The following is a 16,430-nucleotide window of genomic DNA, read 5'->3' on the forward strand; positions in this document are numbered from 1 at the left end:
TCGATCATGATCAAGCAGTTGATGTCGTCGCGCCGTTTTGCCCCGCTGTTCTGGGCTCAATTCTCCTCGGCGCTGAACGACAACGTCCTGAAGAATGCGCTGGTCATCATGCTGCTCTATGGCGCCGTGGCAACGCATGGCGACGCGCTTGTGACCGTGGCGGGCGCCGTCTTCATCTTTCCGTTCTTCATCCTGTCCGGGCTCGGCGGCGAGCTGGCGGATCGATATGTTAAGGGAATCGTGGCGCGCCGGCTCAAATTCGCGGAGATCTTCGCCGCAACCTTTGCGGCGCTGGGCTTCTTTCTGCATTCGATCCCGCTGCTGTTCGTCGCCCTCGGCATGTTCGGTGTCATTGCCGCGCTGTTCGGTCCCGTGAAATACGCCATGCTGCCCGATCAACTGACGGTCGGTGAGCTCGCAACCGGCAACGCGCTGGTCGAAGGCGCGACCTTCATGGCCATCCTGATCGGCACCATCGCCGGCGGCCAACTCGTCTCCGGCTCGTCGCACATGGGATGGGTCGCTCTCGCCGTCATCGGCCTCGCGTTGATCTCCTGGGCGTCGGCCTCGCGCATTCCGCACACGTCGCCGTCGGCCCCCGATCTGCGCATCACGGCCAATCCCTGGACCTCGACCTCGCACCTTCTCAAGTCGCTGTACGCCGCGCCGCGGCTGTGGGACGGCATGGTGATCGTGTCCTGGTTCTGGCTGGTCGGCGCCGTCGTGCTGTCGCTGCTGCCGGCGCTGGTCAAGGATGTCGTCGGCGGCACCGAGGGCGTGGTCACTCTGTGCCTCGCCATCTTCGCGATTGGCATTGCCATCGGCTCGCTGTTCGCAGCGCATCTCAGCCACGTCAGGCCGAATCTCGCGCTGGTGCCGATCGGCGCCATCCTCATGGGCGTGCTCGGCCTCGATCTGTCCTGGGCGATCGGGACGACCGAGGCCGCAAAGGGCCTCACGCCGCTCGCCTTCGTCGGCTCTTGGGCGGGCGCGCGCATGCTGATCGATTTCGCCGTTTTCGCCTTTGGCGGCGGCCTGTTCGTGGTTCCGGCGTTCGCCGCCGTGCAGGCCTGGTCGGAGCCGACCGAGCGCGCCCGGGTCATCGCTGCCGGCAATGTGCTGCAGGCCGCCTTCATGGTGGTCGGCTCGCTGGGCGTAGCCGGCCTGCAGGCCGCGGGCGTCTCGATCGCCTGGATCTTCTTCGGTCTGGCTTTGGCCAGCTTCGGCGCCGTCTGGTTCGTGCTCAACAAATGGGGCAGGGAGGGCGTGCGCGATTTCGGCGCGATGCTGTTCCGTGCTCTGTTCCGCACCGAAGTGCGCGGCCTGGAGAACCTGCCGCCAGCCGGCACCCGCATGCTGATCGCGCCGAACCATGTCAGCCTGATCGACGGTCCGCTGCTGCACGCGGTGCTGCCGATCGATGCGACCTTCGCCGTCGACACCGGGATCTCCAAGGCCTGGTGGGCGAAGGTCTTCCTGAAGCTGGTGAGCCACATCACGATCGACCCGACCAAGCCGCTCGGTGCTCGCGACCTGATCAAGCTGGTCGCCAGCCAGGAGCCGGTGGTGATCTTCCCCGAGGGCCGCATCACTGTGTCGGGCTCGCTGATGAAGGTCTATGACGGCACCGCAATGATCGCCGACAAGGCCGACGCCATCGTGGTGCCCGTTCGCATCGAGGGCGCGCAGCGCTCGCATCTCAGCTATCTCAAGGATGGCCAGATCAAGCGCTCCTGGTTTCCCAAGGTGACGGTGACGATCCTGCCGCCGGTGAAGCTCACCATCGATGCGGCTCTCAAGGGCAAGACCCGCCGCAATGCGGCCGGCGCGGCGCTGCAGGACGTGATGATCGACGCCATGGTCAAGAACGCCATGCTGGATCGGACGCTGTTCGAGGCGCTCGCCCATGCCCATCGCGACCACGACACCGGCAAGGTGATGATCGAGGATCCGCTCGGCACCAAGCTGACCTATCGCAAGCTGCTGCTCGGCTCGCAGGTGCTCAGCCGCAAGCTCGAGCAGGGCACGATGGTGGGCGAGAACATCGGCCTGTTGCTGCCGAACTCCGCCGGCGTCGCCGTGGTGTTCATGGCGCTGCAGTCGATCGGCCGCGTGCCGGCAATGCTGAATTTCTCCGCCGGCCCGGTGAATGTGCTGGCGGCAATGAAGGCGGCGCAGGTCACGACCGTTCTGACGTCGCGGGCCTTCATCGAGAAGGGCAAGCTCGACAAGCTGATCGCGGCGATCGAAGGACAGGCCCGCCTGGTCTATCTCGAGGACGTCAAGGCCTCCGTCAGCCTGGCCGACAAGATCAAGGGGATGATCGACGGCACCAAGCCGCGCGTCGCCCGCAATGCCGACCATCCGGCGGTGATTCTGTTCACGTCCGGCTCCGAAGGCACCCCGAAGGGCGTCGTCCTGTCCCATCGCAACATTCTCGCGAATGCCGCGCAGGCATTGGCGAGGGTCGATGCCAACGCTAACGATCTTGTGTTCAATGTTTTGCCGGTCTTTCACTCCTTCGGCCTCACTGGCGGCATGATGATGCCCATGTTGGCGGGCATCCCGATCTACATGTACCCGTCGCCGCTGCATTACCGGATCGTGCCCGAACTGATCTACCAGACCGGCGCCACGATCTTGTTCGGCACCGACACCTTCCTGACCGGCTACGCGCGCTCCGCTCATGCCTACGATTTCCGCACCCTGCGGCTGGTCATTGCCGGCGCCGAGCCGGTAAAGGATCGGACACGGCAGATCTACATGGAGCGTTATGGCATCCGCGTTCTCGAAGGCTATGGCGTCACCGAGACCGCGCCGGTGCTGGCGATGAACACGCCGATGGCCAACCGTGTCGGCACCGTCGGCCGCCTGTCGCCGCTGATGGAGTACCGACTCGACAAGGTGCCGGGCATCGAGGAGGGCGGACGGCTTTCGGTCCGCGGCCCCAACGTCATGCTCGGCTATGTCAGGGCCGAAAATCCCGGCGTGCTCGAGGCACTGCCGGAGGGCTGGCACGACACCGGCGACATCGTCACCATCGACGCGCAGGGCTTCATCACGATCAAGGGCCGCGCCAAGCGCTTTGCCAAGATCGCCGGCGAGATGGTGTCGCTGACGGTGGTCGAGCAGATCGCCGCGGCTTTGTGGCCGCAGGCAGCCTCGGTCGCGGTGTCGATCCCCGACCAGCGCAAGGGCGAGCGCATCGTGCTGATCACGACGCAGAAGGATGCCGAACGCTCCGCGATACAGCGTCAGGCCAAGGCGCAAGGCGCGCCGGAGCTTGCGGTGCCGGCCGTCGTGATGGTGGTCGACAAGATCCCGCTGCTCGGCTCGGGCAAGACCGACTATGTCGGCGCCAAGGCGCTTGCCGAGGCGAGTGCGGCGCCGGCGACGACCGAGCGCGGGCCGGAGGAGCGGGAAGTCGCGTGATCGCCTCGCTGCGCCGGCGTTCTCAGCACAGTGGCCCCCGCGACGCGGGGGTTGTGCTGCTGCATGGCATCGCCGGCCGGTCATTGATGCTGCGTCCGCTGGAAAAGCGGTTGCAGCGCGCAGGTTTTGCGACGCTGAACCTCGACTATGAGAGCCGCAAGAAGCCGCTCGAGTTTCTTGCTGACGACATCCGCCCGGCGATCGCCGATTTCGCCGCCGGGATCGACGGTCCGGTCCATTTCGTCACCCACTCGATGGGCGGGCTGCTGGCACGGGTCGCGATCGCGAAGCATCGGCCGGCGCGGCTCGGCCGTGTCGTCATGCTGGGAACGCCCAATGGCGGCAGCGAGCTCGCCGACCGGCTGCAGAACGTCGGGCTGTATCGCGCCTATTTCGGGCCGGCAGGCCTGCAACTGGTGACCACGAAAGACGTCACGCTCGCCTCCTTGCCGGCCGCCGACTACGAGATCGGCGTGATCGCCGGCAACCGTTTCCTCGACCCGATCGCCGGGCTGTTCCTGCTGCCATGGCCGAACGACGGCCGCGTCTCGGTCGAGAGCTGCAAGCTCGTCGGGATGACGGACTACACGACCGTCAAGGCCTCGCACGTGGGACTGCTGGTGCATCCGACGTCGTTCCGGCAGACCATCGCGTTCCTGCGTACCGGCCAGTTCGAGCCTGCGCGTCCGCTGCTGCGCGGCGTCATCGATGAGATCGGCCGCCGCGCGGCCTCCTGACGCAAGTTTTCCTTGCTCCTCGCGGCTATCCCGCGACAATCTCGCATCCGACAGCAAGCGACAGGCAAGGCGATGACCGACGACAGCGTGATTCTCGACAAGCGCGGGCAGGCCCTCTGGATCACCATCAATCGTCCGGAGAAGCGCAACGCGCTGAATGGCGACGTCATCGCCGGCATCTCGCGCGGCTATCGCCAAGCGCATGACGATCCCGGGGTGCGCGTGATCGTGCTGACGGGGGCGGGCGACAAGGCGTTCTGCGCGGGCGCCGACCTGCAGAACTCCGGCGCGGCGTTCGCGATGGATTTCTCCCGTCCCAATGTCGACTATGCCGATCTGCTCAGGCTGTCGCAGAATGCCACCAAGCCGGCGATCGCGCGGGTCGGCGGCGTCTGCATGGCCGGCGGCATGGGCCTGCTGTGCATGACCGACATGGCGGTCGCGGCCGACCACGTCCTCTTCGGCCTTCCGGAGGTGAAGGTCGGCGTGTTCCCGATGCAGGTCCTGAGCCTCTTGCAGAGCATCGCGCCGCCGCGTCTCGTCAACGAATGGGCGCTCACGGGCGAGCCGTTCGACGCCAAGGCTGCACAGGCCGCCGGGTTGCTCAACCACGTCGTGCCGGCGGCCGAGCTCGACGGCAAGATCGACTGGCTGATCGGCCGCCTCGTCGACAAGTCGCCGACAGCCATCCGCCGCGGCAAATACGCCATGCGCGCCATCGCCTCGATGTCGTTCGACGAGTCCATCGCCTATCTCGAAAGCCAGATCGCGCTGCTGGCGATGACCGAGGACGCCAAGGAAGGCCTGAAGGCATTTGCCGAGAAGCGCAAGCCGGTGTGGCCGGGGAAATGATTTCGCTCGTATGATGAGGTCGTCATTCCGGGGCGCGCGTAGGGCGAGCCCGGAATCCATACTCCCGATGGCGGTTATGGATTCCGTGCCCACGCCTTGCAGGCGCGGTCCGGAATAACGCTGGTGGAGACGTGCGCGCGTTCTCAACATCGTCGCCATCGTCGAGCAACAGAATATATTCGTCAGCAATCTCGCGGCGCCGTGCGCCCGAGTCCCGTTCTGGTCTCAGCACTCAGAGATGAAGAGGGCGCAGGGCAGGTGAATCGGCTTATACGTGATCTCTCTGGTGCCCCGGGCTTTCGGGTCACCGTCACGTGCGTGCGGCCTGCCGTCTTTGAGGAGCACTTGTTCCTCGGCTAGCGTGCAACTCTACGCCCGCCACGGGGACCCCACTCCCGGCGCTCGTTTCTGCACAGGCCAAGCGCTCTGAGCGGCATCAATCGGATCATGGGTGACGAGATCAAGGATCTCGTTGTTGGCGAAGCCGATCGCCATGGGGCGCACCACGTCTGCCACCACGCCTAGATCGTAGAATTCGGTTACCGCCCCGTCGATCCGAAACCAGTTTTCGCAGACACCGGTATCGAGATTGATTAATTGGATTCCGCACCACGGTTCGGAATCGGTTTCGGCTAACCGGCGATCCAGTGCGAGACCCTCGAACCGCTCATAGCGAGGTTTCGACAAGCCAACGAAGGCATGGTTGCCGAAAAACGCGAGCCCGCGCACGAAGCCGGGACAGAAGGCCAAAACCTGGAACGTCGCGCCGGCTGCTGAATGCGCGATCCACCCGATCTCCCCTGTGCCCGAGTTAAGCACCCACAATCTCCCGCGATAGAGTCGGGGGGAATGAGGCATCGAGAGACCGCCGATCACTATCTCGTTGGAGTGCACGTCGACGACGATGCCGCCATCGGAGCGACGGTCGCGCCAGCCATCGACGGTATCCGATTTGCTGATCGCGGTAACGTAGCAAGGGGTGCCGTCTTCGATGGCAAGTCCGTTCAGGTGACATCGGTCCTCCTTGACGATCTTCGAAATGAATGAAGGCTTCCACAGCGGCGTGAAGCTGTGCCGTTCCGATATTGAAGCAAGACAATTGTAAAGCGTGTTGACGAAGACGATGCGGCCATCGCTCAGCACCCCGACGTCGTGAACATCGAGCTCGCCGGTGGTGAATATCTGGCGCGGGACATAACAGGCATCGTGCAGATCGTTGATCCGCTGGCCGGGCGCAAGCACGTTCCTGAATTTCAGGATTTGGAACATCGTGGCGAGCAGAATCGTGTCTCTGTCCACGACGCAGAGTCCCATAGCCTTGTGAAAGAGGCGCTCGTGGACCAAGAGCCCGCCATCGACGTTCTGACCGAGGAAATAGAGTTTGCCGGATTGATAGGACGAACCCACGATGGCGATGCGCTGAGAACCAAGAAACTCGGGCAGTCCGGGGGACATGGAGTACCGAAGCGCCTCCCCGCCGGCTTGGCCGACCTGTTCCGCGGGAAGGCGCAGGCCAGTTTGATCGGCGGGCAAAATCTCGTTTGATTCGAATGTCGGCACATCGTCACGACAGCACATGGATGCTTCCCCAAACGGCGGTGGACCCGACAAGAGGCCGCGCCTCTTCAGCGCGGCCCAGGAGAGCGCCTCGAAAGACGGGATCGACCTACGACTTTGTGATCGAAGTGCGGCATCTCCTGGTTGTCGAGTGATTTTTGACATATAAAGGTTGAATTTCCTAGCCCAAGGAGGGGGCGCTTGTCCGACAGGTCTCTATGCCGGCAGCTGGTGCTGTCGTCTTCGATGCTGGTGGGTGCTGTTTCCGGCTATAGCCGCCGGGCCTACTCTGCTTGCGCCAATGTGGGCGGTTCCAATTGGGAATGCTCGGGGGCCAGCACCGCCCAGACGATTTCGGGCGCCAACGCGCACGTGACTGCGCTATCGGGATTCCGCATTACCACCGTCTCCGCGAATGCCCTCACGATCACCGGCGCTGGCGACCTTTCATATACCGACACGAACTCCTCTCCGTTTACCGCGAGCGCCGGTAACGGACTCAATATGACGACGACAGCCGGCGTTCTGGGCAGCATCACAGTCAATACCAACGGTGATATCACCGCCCTCAACTACGGCATTCGGGGCCGCAACCAGGGCACCGGCGCGCTCAACATCACGACCAATGGCGATGTCGTCAGCACGGGCACAACCGCGGTATCGCGGGGAATCGTGGCGATCAATTTCGGCACTGATCTGACCGTGACAACCGGCGCGGGCTCCAACGTTAGTGGCGCACGCTACGGAATTCTGAGCCGCAACTACGGCACTGGATCGACGACCGTGACGGTCAATGGTGACGTCACAGCCGCCGGCACGACCGGCAGCGATTTCGCGCTTCTCGCGAGAGGGAACGCGGATGTCACGGTGACCACAACCGCCGGAACCGCCGTGAGCGGCCAGGAGAGTGGCATCTTTGCGCGGAGCGATGGCAATGGCGCGGTAAAGATTACCATCTCGGGCGACGTCACAGGAACCAATACGACGGGCATATATGCGAGAAGCGGAACGAGCGGATCGATTGCGATTGCGATCGGTGCCGGAAGCCAGGTGACCTCGAATGGTACGGGGGCGGATGGTTTCGCCATTGATACATCGAGCCTCGTCGTCAGCCCCACGACTCTCACTGTGGCCGGCACGCTCAACGGCGGTGCAGGCGGGGCGGTGCGATTTCATGGTTCGGCGAACCGGCTTGAGCTTCATCCAACCGCTGTGATCAACGGCAACGTCTTCGGCGGCGGCAGCGACACCCTTGCACTGGGCGGCACGGGTACAGCGAGCTTCAACGTCGCAACGGTCGGTACAGGCCTGCAATACCAGGGCTTCGGGACGTTTCTCAAGGAGGGCAGCAGCCACTGGACGCTTACGGGCACCACTCCGCTCATCTCCAGCTTTGCCGTGAATGGCGGCCTGCTCGAGGTTGACGGAAGCATGCCAAACACCTCGGTCACGGTGAATAGCGGCGCACTGCAACTCGGGAATGGCGGCAGCGGCGGCTCGATCGGCGGCAACGTCAACGACAATGGCACCTTCGCGATCAATCGTTCCGACAGCTACACGTTCGGTGGCATCATTTCGGGGACCGGGACGTTCCAACAGCTTGGCTCCGGCTCGACCATCTTCTCTGGTGCGAACACTTATACCGGCGGCACCACCGTCAGCGCTGGGACGCTGCAACTCGGGAATGGCGGCACCAGCGGTTCGATCGTCGGCGACGTGATCAACAACGGAATCTTGGCCTTCAATCGTTCCGACAATTACACCTTCGGTGGAACGATCTCGGGCCCTGGTACCCTTGAGCAGAACGGCAGTGGCACGCTCGTCCTGAGCGGGGACAGCAGCTATACCGGTCCGACGTTCGTCAACGGCGGAATACTGGACGTCACGGGGCGGCTTGCATCGACCGTGTTCGTCAACTCCGGGACCCGGCTCACGGGCAATGGCACGATCGGGGGGCTCGGTGTCGCGAGCAGCGGAGTCGTTGCGCCAGGCAATTCGATCGGGATGCTTAATGTCTCCGGCGATCTATCCTTTGCCTCTGGCTCCGCCTACGAAGTCGAGACCAACGCGACCGGGGCCGCAGACCGGATCGCGGCGACCGGCACGGCAAGACTCAATGGCAATGTTGTTGTCCTGCCGCAAAGCGGTGCCTATGGCTTCCGTACGACCTACAATATTCTCAATGCCGCCGATGGCGTCATTGGTACCTTCTCTGGGGTGAGCAGCAACTCTGCGTTCCTGTTTCCCAGCCTGAGTTATGATGCCAACAACGTGTTCCTCTCGCTGACCCAGTCGACCTTCTTTCCGAGCGTCGCGCGGACGGCAAACCAGCTGGCCGTAGCCACCGCTCTCCAGGAAAGCTCGCCGGACAGCCGGCTTTTCGGCAGCGTGATCTTCCAGACGGCGGCCGGCGCGCAGCAGGCGTTCGACGCGCTATCGGGCGAATTTCATGCCAGCGCACGGACGTCCATTGTTGAAGACGGCCATTACGCCCGGGATGCCGTCCTCGGACGCTTGCGTCAAACTTCGTTTGAGGACCGTTTTGGGGCCTTTGCGGGTTTTGGCTCCGAAGGTCCGGCCGTGATCTACGGTGATGCCGATCGATCCCCGCCGAAGCACCTAGCCTACGCCGATACGGGCAGGCACATTTTCCGCGCTGGCAGCATTCCTTTGTCGGCCAACGCATCCACATCGCGGAATATTGCCTGGTGGGCTCAGGGAGTGGGGGCTTGGGGCACGGTTCATGGTGACGGGAGTGCTGCTGGTATGAGCAGACGCCTGAGCGGCTTCTTCAGCGGAGTAGACGGGCGGCTGGGAGACAACTGGCGGGCAGGCGTTGCACTCGGCTACACCAATTCGAGGATGAGCATCGATGCCCGTGCGAGCTCGGCCGATATCGAGAGCGCATTTTTCGGCGTCTATACAGGGTTGGGCGTGGGTGCCTGGAACGTCCGCTCGGGGGCACTTCTGAGTTTCAGCACGATTGGGAGCGCTCGCTCGATCAGCTATCCCGGTTTTCTCGAACGGGCGACCGGGCGCTATGGCGCGTTCAGCTCACAATTATTTGGTGAGATTGGGTATGATCTAAACCTCGCGAATGCTGTTGTGGAGCCATTCACAGGTTGGTCCTGGATCCATCTCCATACCAATGGCTTCGATGAGGCCGGTGACGTTGCCGCACTTTCCGTCGCATCGCGCGAGGAGGACGTGGGTTATACCGCGATCGGGTCGCGCGCGTCGGCGGTGATTGGATTGTCGGGCGGAATGGCGCTCAAACCTTCAGCATCGCTCGCTTGGCAACACGGGTTCGGCCAGCTTAAGCCGGAAGACTACCTGCTTTTCAGAAGCACGGGCGCTCGATTCGACATCGCCGGGGTGCCGCTCGCCCGCGATGCCGCCCTGGTGCAAACCGCGCTTGATCTGCGCACAGGCGCCAATACTGTCATAGGATTGTCCTATCGCGGCAATCTTTCGACCAGCACCCAGGATCACTCGGTCGAGGGGCACATCAAAATTCAATTCTAGCTCTATCCGGCAAAAGATATTCGGAGCGATGCACGAGGCGATTCGGCATCTTATCGAGACGTGCCTACGATTTGCCCGCGACTGCGCAGCACACTTTCGAGCGTTGCCTGGTTTTGTCCTTGCCGCAGATGAACAATGAGCTTGGATGATCTTCGTTTGCGACTGAAACCTTACAGCAGAATTGGCTACGCAGGTTGCTCCGAGCTTCGCACGGCGTCATGATTGATGGATGCTGCGGCATTCGGATCGAGGAGAACATGACGCCATCGGCCGGACATCCCAACGCTGACGGCCTGCGCATCCGGCCGATGCGCCCGGACGAGATTTCGCTCGCCATCGATTGGGCGGCGGCCGAGGGCTGGAATCCCGGCCGGTCGGATGCGGCCTGTTTCGCCGTGGTCGATCCCGGCGGCTTTCTGATTGCCGAGCGTGAGGGCGTGCCGGTCACAACCGTGTCCTGCGTGAACTACGACGACCGCTTCGCCTTTCTCGGCTTCTACATCGTCCGTTCCGAGCTGCGCGGGCACGGCTACGGCTTGCGGCTCTGGCAGGCGGCGATGGCCCATGCGGGTTCGCGGGTCGTCGGGCTCGACGGCGTGGTCGCGCAGCAGGACAACTACCGGAAATCCGGCTTCAGCTATGCGTATGCCAATATCCGCTACGGCGGGCGACCCGTAGCCCTGCCGCAGTCGGTGGAGCGATCAGGTGTCGTCACTCTGGGCGATGTGTCGTTCGCCGATATCGAAGCGTCAGACGCGACCGTGTTTCCTGCCCCGCGCCGTGCATTCCTGCGGGCCTGGATCGACACGCCCGGTCATGTCGGCCGGGCGCTGATCCGCGACGATACGCTAGCCGCCTGGGGTGTGATCCGTCCGTGCCGCATCGGCTACAAGATCGGTCCGCTGGTTGCCGAGAGGCGCGATGATGCCGAGGCCGTAATCGCGGCTCTGTTGAGCACGGCCGGCGAAGCCGAGGTGTTCCTCGACGTGCCCGCGATCAATTCCGCGGCGGTGGCGCTCGCCGAGAGCCTCGGCCTCAAGCCGGTGTTCGAGACCGCGCGGATGTACACCGGGCCGATCCCGCCGCTACGGATCGAGCGGGTGTTCGGCGTCACCACCTTCGAGCTCGGTTAGCCCAGCGGCCGCGCGAAGCTCAGTTCATGACCGTCGGGATCGGTGAGGTGGAAATAGCGCTCACCCCATTCGGCGTCGCGCGGCTCGGTCGAGGGCGTGAAGCCGGCGCCGAGCGCCTTCGCGTAGACGGCGTCGACGTCGGCGACATGGAAGATGATGCGGCCCCACCAGCTCCATTGCTTGTCCTTGGGCATGGCGATTAGGTTGAGAAAGCCGAAGCCGACCCTGAAACTCGTGAACGGCGTGTGGGCGCCGCCATGAGCGATGTTGTCGAAGCCGAGCGCGCGATAGAAGGCGACGGCACGCGCCATGTCGTGGGTGGCGATGGTGATCGCGCTGATGCTCTCGATGGTCATGAAGGCGCTCCGAGCCCTAGTGGAAGCCGCGTTGCAGGAAAGCGTATCCTGCCGGTGTCAGGCAAGGGCAGCGTCGCGGCTCATCGCCAGCGCCGCCGGCTCATTGCCGCTCCCAACGCAATAAAGACCGCGGCGCCGAGCGCGACCGTCATCGCGCGCGCGACATCACCGGGCACCAGCAGGGTCTGCTGGGCCGCGCCGCGGCTGAACGAACCGCGGGTGCGGTGCAGGCGCGTCACCGGGTGATCGAGATTGTCGGTGCGGTCGGGCACCAGCGGCACATCGGTCTGTTGCCCGGCGATCGCCTTGGCTGCGAGGTAGCGGTCGAGCAAAGCCGGCGCGACGGCGTTACCGAGGATCGTGAGCAATGTCGGCCAGCCGATCCAATATTCGCGGAAGCCGCCGTCGGCAACGCGATAGACGGCGTCCGCGATCACCTCGGGCTCCACCGGCCGGCCCATCGGGCGTGGCGTATGCGCAAGGTGCGCGCGGGCCCAGTCGAATTGCGGTGTGTTCACCGCGGGCAGATCGACGATGCTGAGCGTGATGCCCGAGCGCTCGTGCATCAGCTCGGCACGCAGCGAGTCGGTGAAGCCCCGGATCGCATGTTTGGCGCCGCAATAGGCCGCCTGCAGCGGAATGCCGCGATAGGCGAGCGCCGAACCGATCTGAATGATGCGGCCTTCGCTGCGCCGGCGCATCGAGCGCAGCGCCGCCATCGTGCCGTGCACGAAGCCGAGATAGGTGACCTCGGTGACGCGGCGGAATTCTTCCGGCGTGATGTCCGCTACGGTCGAGAACACCGTCTCCATGGCGTCATTGATCCAGATGTCGACCGGACCCAGGCGCTGCTCGAGCCGCTCGGCCGCGTCGAACAGGGCCTGCGCATCGGCGACATCGACGGCCTCGTATTCGGCATGGGCAAACCGCGCCTGCAGCTCGCGCTGGACGTCGCGCAGCGCTTCCTCGTCGCGCGCGATCAGGCCGATGCGATCGCCGGCTTCGCCGAAACGCTTCGCGATGGCCCGGCCGACGCCGGCGGAGGCGCCAGTGATGATGATGGTGCGAGTTCGTCTGCGAGGCATGTCCGGTTTCTCCACGCGCCCCGTGATACAAACGTGCGGCGGCCGGCAATGTTTCGGCCCGGCAAGGCCGGCCGAATGAATTCTGCGTCAGCTTTTGACGGCGCCGGGGAGTTCGACACGCGATCCACCGAGCTCCGAGAGGGCAGGCCAGCCCCCTCGAGATCGTGAAACGGAAGAACTTGCAGAGAGCTGCTGGTGCGACCGAGCTCAGCCCGCATTGGCCTTGAGGCCGGCGGCTTCGATGCCGGCGACGGCGCAGATCTCGTCATTGTCGGACGTATCGCCGGAGACGCCGACGGCGCCGACGAGCGTGGTGCCGTCCATGATCAGCACCCCGCCGGGCACCGGCACCATGCGGCCCTGGGCCAGCGTGTTCACGGCGTCGATGAAATAGGCCTGCTCCTGCGCGCGCTGGAACAGGGCGCGGGAGCCGAGGCCGAGCGCCAGCGCGCCATAAGCTTTGCCATGCGCGACCTCGGCCCGCATCAGGCTGGTGCCGTCCTGCGCGGCGGCGGCCTTCAGGCAGCCGCGCGCGTCGAGCACCATCACGGCCAGCGGCTTGAGCTTCTTCTCGAGGCCTTTGGCGAGAGTGGCATCGAGGATCTTGCGGGCGGTGTCGAGCGAGAGGTCTGCCATGTCTGTTAGTCCCTGTGTCATTAACTCAAACGAAGCTGCGTAGGGTGGGCAAAGCGGAGCGTGCCCACCATCTGGCGAAGCGGAAGGTCTGTGGTGGGCACGCTCCACTTTGCCCACTTATGAGCTACGTTGGTGCGCGCCCTCGCTCCAGGCTCATCGCCAGGAGTTGCGCGGCGTGCACGGCGCTTCGATCGGCGCCGTCCTGGATCTGGTGACGGCAGGAGGTGCCGTCGGCGACGATGAAGGTCGTGCCGTCAGCCTTGCGCACGGCCGGCAGCAACGATGCTTCCGCCATCTGCAGCGAGACCTCGTAGGTCTCCGCGCCGTAGCCGAAGGCGCCGGCCATGCCGCAGCAGGAGGATTCGATGGTCTCGATCTCGAGCTCCGGAATGAGCCGCAGCACCTGCTCGACAGGCTTGAAGGCGGCGAAGGACTTTTGGTGGCAATGGCCGTGCAGCAGCGCCTTGCCGGGCAGGGGGGCGAGCGGCAGCGCGAGCCGGCCGCTCTCGGCCTCGCGCGCCAGAAACTCCTCCAGCAGCAGCGCATGTGCGCTGATCGTTTTCGCGGTCGCGTCGTTGCGCAGCGACAGCAGCTCGTCGCGGAGCGTCAGCAGGCAGCTCGGTTCCAGGCCGATGATCGGCACGCCGCGCGATGCGAACGGCGCGTAGGTTTCGACCAGGCGCTGCAGCTCGGACTTGGCTTCGTCGACGAGGCCGGCGGAGAGAAAAGTGCGGCCGCAGCACAGCGGGCGGCCACCATCCGTCGGCTTCGGCACATGCACGCGATAGCCGCCGGCGATCAGCACGCGCAGCGCGGCGTCGAGGTTTTCGCGCTCATAGACGCGGTTGAAGGTGTCGCCGAACAGCACGACCTCGCGGCCATCAGCCGGACCGAACGCGTCGGCGTCGACACGGAAGGTGTCGCTGCGGAAGGCCGGCAGCTTGCGCCTGGCGCTGATGCCCGCGACGCGCTCCATCAGTGCGCGCAGGGGCGCGACGTGATTGCGCAGGTTCACGAGCGGCGCGAAGCGGGCAGCCATATCGGCATAGCGCGGCAGATAGGCGACGAGCCGGTCGCGCAAGGTGAGGCCATGCGTGGTCGCGCGGGCCGCCAGCACCTCGATCTTCATCTTGGCCATGTCGACGCCGGTCGGGCACTCGCGGCGGCAGGCCTTGCAGGACACGCAGAGCTTCAGCGTCTCCATCATCTCGTCGGACGACAGCGCGCCGGGACCGAGCTGGCCGGAAATCGCGAGCCGCAAGGTGTTGGCGCGGCCGCGCGTGACATCCTTCTCGTCGCGGGCGGCGCGGTAGGACGGGCACATCACGCCGCCGTCGAGCTTGCGGCAGGCGCCGTTGTTGTTGCACATCTCGACCGCGCCCTGGAAACCGCCGGCGGCGCCGGGATAGGCCGACCAGTCGAGTACTGTCTTGATGTCGTCGACGCGGTAGTCCGGCGGATAGCGGAACAGCGAGCGGTCGTCCATCCTGGGCGGATCGACGATGCGGCCGGGATTGAGCACGTTCGCCGGGTCGAAGCGCCGCTTCACTTCCTTGAAGTCGGCGACGATGCGGCTGCCGAACATCTGCTCATGGAATTCCGAGCGCACGATGCCGTCGCCATGCTCGCCGGAATGCGAGCCCTTGTACTCGCGCACCATCGCGAAGGCTTCCTCGGCGATCGCGCGCATCGCCTTCACGTCCTTCTCCAGCTTCAGGTTCAGCACCGGACGGACATGCAGGCAGCCTTCGGAGGCGTGCGCATACATCGTGCCGCGCGTGCCGTGCCTGGCGAAGACCTCGTTGAGGCGCGCGGTGTAGTCGGCGAGATGCGGCAGCGGCACCGCGCAGTCCTCGACGAACGACACCGGCTTGCCAGCCTCCTTCATCGACATCATCACGTTGAGGCCGGCGGCGCGGAAGTCGGCGACGGCGGCCTGCAGCGCTCGCTCGGTGATCTCGACGACACCGCCCCATTTGGTGACTTCGTTGCTCCAGGAGAAGCCGAGATCGCCCATCAGCTCGCAGAGCTGCTGCAGCTTGGCGAGATTCTCGTCCTTGGTCTCCTCGGCGAACTCGACCACCAGGATCGCATCGGGATCGCCGCGCACGGCTGCCGCGATCACCGGCTGGAACATCGCGATGTCGCGGCCCAGCCCGATCATGGTGCGGTCGACCAGCTCGACCGCGATCGGCTTCAGCTTGACCAGGTGCTGGGCCGCATCCATCGCCTGATAGAAGCTGCCGAAATGGCAGACGCCGAGCACCTTGGTGCGGATCAGCGGCCACAGCTTGAGCTCGATCCGGGTGGAGAAGGCGAGCGTGCCTTCCGAGCCGACCAGCAGGTGGGCCATGTTGTTGGCAGCGTTGCGCGGCGTCAGCGCGTCGAGATTGTAGCCGCCGACGCGGCGCTGCACCTTGGGAAACTTGTCGGCGATCTCGGCCGCCTCGCGCTCGCCCAGCGCCAGCATGTCGCGAAACAGCGCGCGGGCGCCGTCGGGCGCGCTGACGTCACCAAGGTCGCGCGGCACCTCGCCGAAATGCGCCAGCGTGCCGTCGGCCAGCGCCGCATCGATCGCGATGGTGTTGTCGCGCATGGTGCCGTAGCGCAGCGAGCGGCCGCCGCAGGAATTGTTGCCGGCCATGCCGCCGATCGTGGCGCGCGATGCCGTAGAGACGTCGACCGGAAACCACAGGCCGTGCTTCTTGAGCTGACGGTTGAGATCGTCGAGCACGATGCCCGGCTCGACCACGCAGGTCCGGGCCTCGACATCGAGCGAGACGATGCGGTTCAGGTGCTTGGAAAAATCGACGACGATCCCCTCGTTGACGGTCTGGCCGCATTGCGAGGTGCCGCCGCCGCGGGGCGTGACGATGCGGCCGTCGTCGCGGGCGATGGCGAGCGCAAGCAGCGCCTCGTCCATCGTGCGCGGCACGACCACGCCCGCCGGGATGACCTGGTAGAACGAGGCGTCGGTGGCGTAGCGGCCGCGGTTGAAGCGGTCGAAGAAGACGTTGCCCGTGATCTCGGCGCGGAGCTTCTGTTCGAGCCTGGACGGACCGGCTTTGGCGTTCGGCATGGTGATCCCTGGTCGGGCCCGGCTGTCGTCCGGCGGGC

10 protein-coding genes are annotated in these 16,430 nt (G+C 64.8%); 5 read left to right on the forward strand and 5 right to left on the reverse strand.

The features are described from left to right. Positions 1 to 6 precede the first annotated feature (6 nt). The 3 genes from ACQR1D_RS08415 (at position 7) to ACQR1D_RS08425 (ending at position 5,021) form a co-directional block, all read left to right on the forward strand. A complete protein-coding gene (locus ACQR1D_RS08415; protein WP_434893842.1) occupies positions 7 to 3,432 on the forward strand; it encodes an acyl-[ACP]--phospholipid O-acyltransferase in 3,426 nt (1,141 codons plus the stop codon). Beyond that, on the forward strand, positions 3,432 to 4,169 hold the full coding sequence (locus tag ACQR1D_RS08420) for an esterase/lipase family protein (protein WP_315803791.1): 738 nt from the start codon (positions 3,432 to 3,434) through the stop codon (positions 4,167 to 4,169). The genes ACQR1D_RS08415 and ACQR1D_RS08420 overlap by 1 nt, the downstream gene beginning before the upstream one ends. Positions 4,170 to 4,241: 72 nt before the next feature. Beyond that, on the forward strand, positions 4,242 to 5,021 hold the full coding sequence (locus ACQR1D_RS08425; protein ID WP_434837785.1) for an enoyl-CoA hydratase/isomerase family protein: 780 nt from the start codon (positions 4,242 to 4,244) through the stop codon (positions 5,019 to 5,021). A 369-nt stretch (positions 5,022 to 5,390) separates the two neighbouring features. Here the strand turns inward: ACQR1D_RS08425 and ACQR1D_RS08430 are convergent, their stop codons facing one another. Then, positions 5,391 to 6,599 carry a TIGR03032 family protein gene (locus ACQR1D_RS08430; RefSeq protein ID WP_434837786.1) on the reverse strand — a complete coding sequence of 403 codons (1,209 nt, stop codon included), beginning with the start codon at positions 6,597 to 6,599 and terminating at the stop codon, positions 5,391 to 5,393. 180 nt (positions 6,600 to 6,779) lie between these two features. Between ACQR1D_RS08430 and ACQR1D_RS08435 the strand changes: the two genes are divergently transcribed. Together ACQR1D_RS08435 and ACQR1D_RS08440 are read left to right on the forward strand one after the other, a co-directional pair. After that, the gene (locus ACQR1D_RS08435; RefSeq protein ID WP_434837787.1) at positions 6,780 to 10,103 is read left to right on the forward strand and encodes an autotransporter outer membrane beta-barrel domain-containing protein; all 3,324 of its coding nucleotides are present in this window, start codon (positions 6,780 to 6,782) and stop codon (positions 10,101 to 10,103) included. A 257-nt stretch (positions 10,104 to 10,360) separates the two neighbouring features. After that, on the forward strand, positions 10,361 to 11,236 hold the full coding sequence (locus tag ACQR1D_RS08440) for a GNAT family N-acetyltransferase (protein ID WP_434837788.1): 876 nt from the start codon (positions 10,361 to 10,363) through the stop codon (positions 11,234 to 11,236). Here ACQR1D_RS08440 and ACQR1D_RS08445 read toward each other — a convergent pair. The 4 genes from ACQR1D_RS08445 to ACQR1D_RS08460 all read right to left on the reverse strand — a co-directional run bounded on the left by ACQR1D_RS08445 (position 11,233) and on the right by ACQR1D_RS08460 (position 16,392). Beyond that, on the reverse strand, positions 11,233 to 11,592 hold the full coding sequence (locus tag ACQR1D_RS08445) for a VOC family protein (protein ID WP_315803575.1): 360 nt from the start codon (positions 11,590 to 11,592) through the stop codon (positions 11,233 to 11,235). The genes ACQR1D_RS08440 and ACQR1D_RS08445 overlap by 4 nt on opposite strands. Before the next feature lie 80 nt (positions 11,593 to 11,672). Further along, positions 11,673 to 12,677 (reverse strand): SDR family oxidoreductase, encoded by a 1,005-nt coding sequence (locus ACQR1D_RS08450; RefSeq protein ID WP_315803574.1) that lies wholly within the window; start codon positions 12,675 to 12,677, stop codon positions 11,673 to 11,675. Between the two features lie 207 nt (positions 12,678 to 12,884). Further along, positions 12,885 to 13,313 (reverse strand): GlcG/HbpS family heme-binding protein, encoded by a 429-nt coding sequence (locus ACQR1D_RS08455; protein ID WP_315803573.1) that lies wholly within the window; start codon positions 13,311 to 13,313, stop codon positions 12,885 to 12,887. A gap of 124 nt (positions 13,314 to 13,437) precedes the next feature. Beyond that, positions 13,438 to 16,392 carry an FAD-binding and (Fe-S)-binding domain-containing protein gene (locus tag ACQR1D_RS08460; RefSeq protein WP_434837789.1) on the reverse strand — a complete coding sequence of 985 codons (2,955 nt, stop codon included), beginning with the start codon at positions 16,390 to 16,392 and terminating at the stop codon, positions 13,438 to 13,440. Between the last annotated feature and the right edge of the window lie 38 nt (positions 16,393 to 16,430).

It is taken from the genome of Bradyrhizobium sp. HKCCYLRH2047 (genome assembly GCF_051168175.1).
In the GTDB taxonomy this organism is placed as follows: domain Bacteria; phylum Pseudomonadota; class Alphaproteobacteria; order Rhizobiales; family Xanthobacteraceae; genus Bradyrhizobium.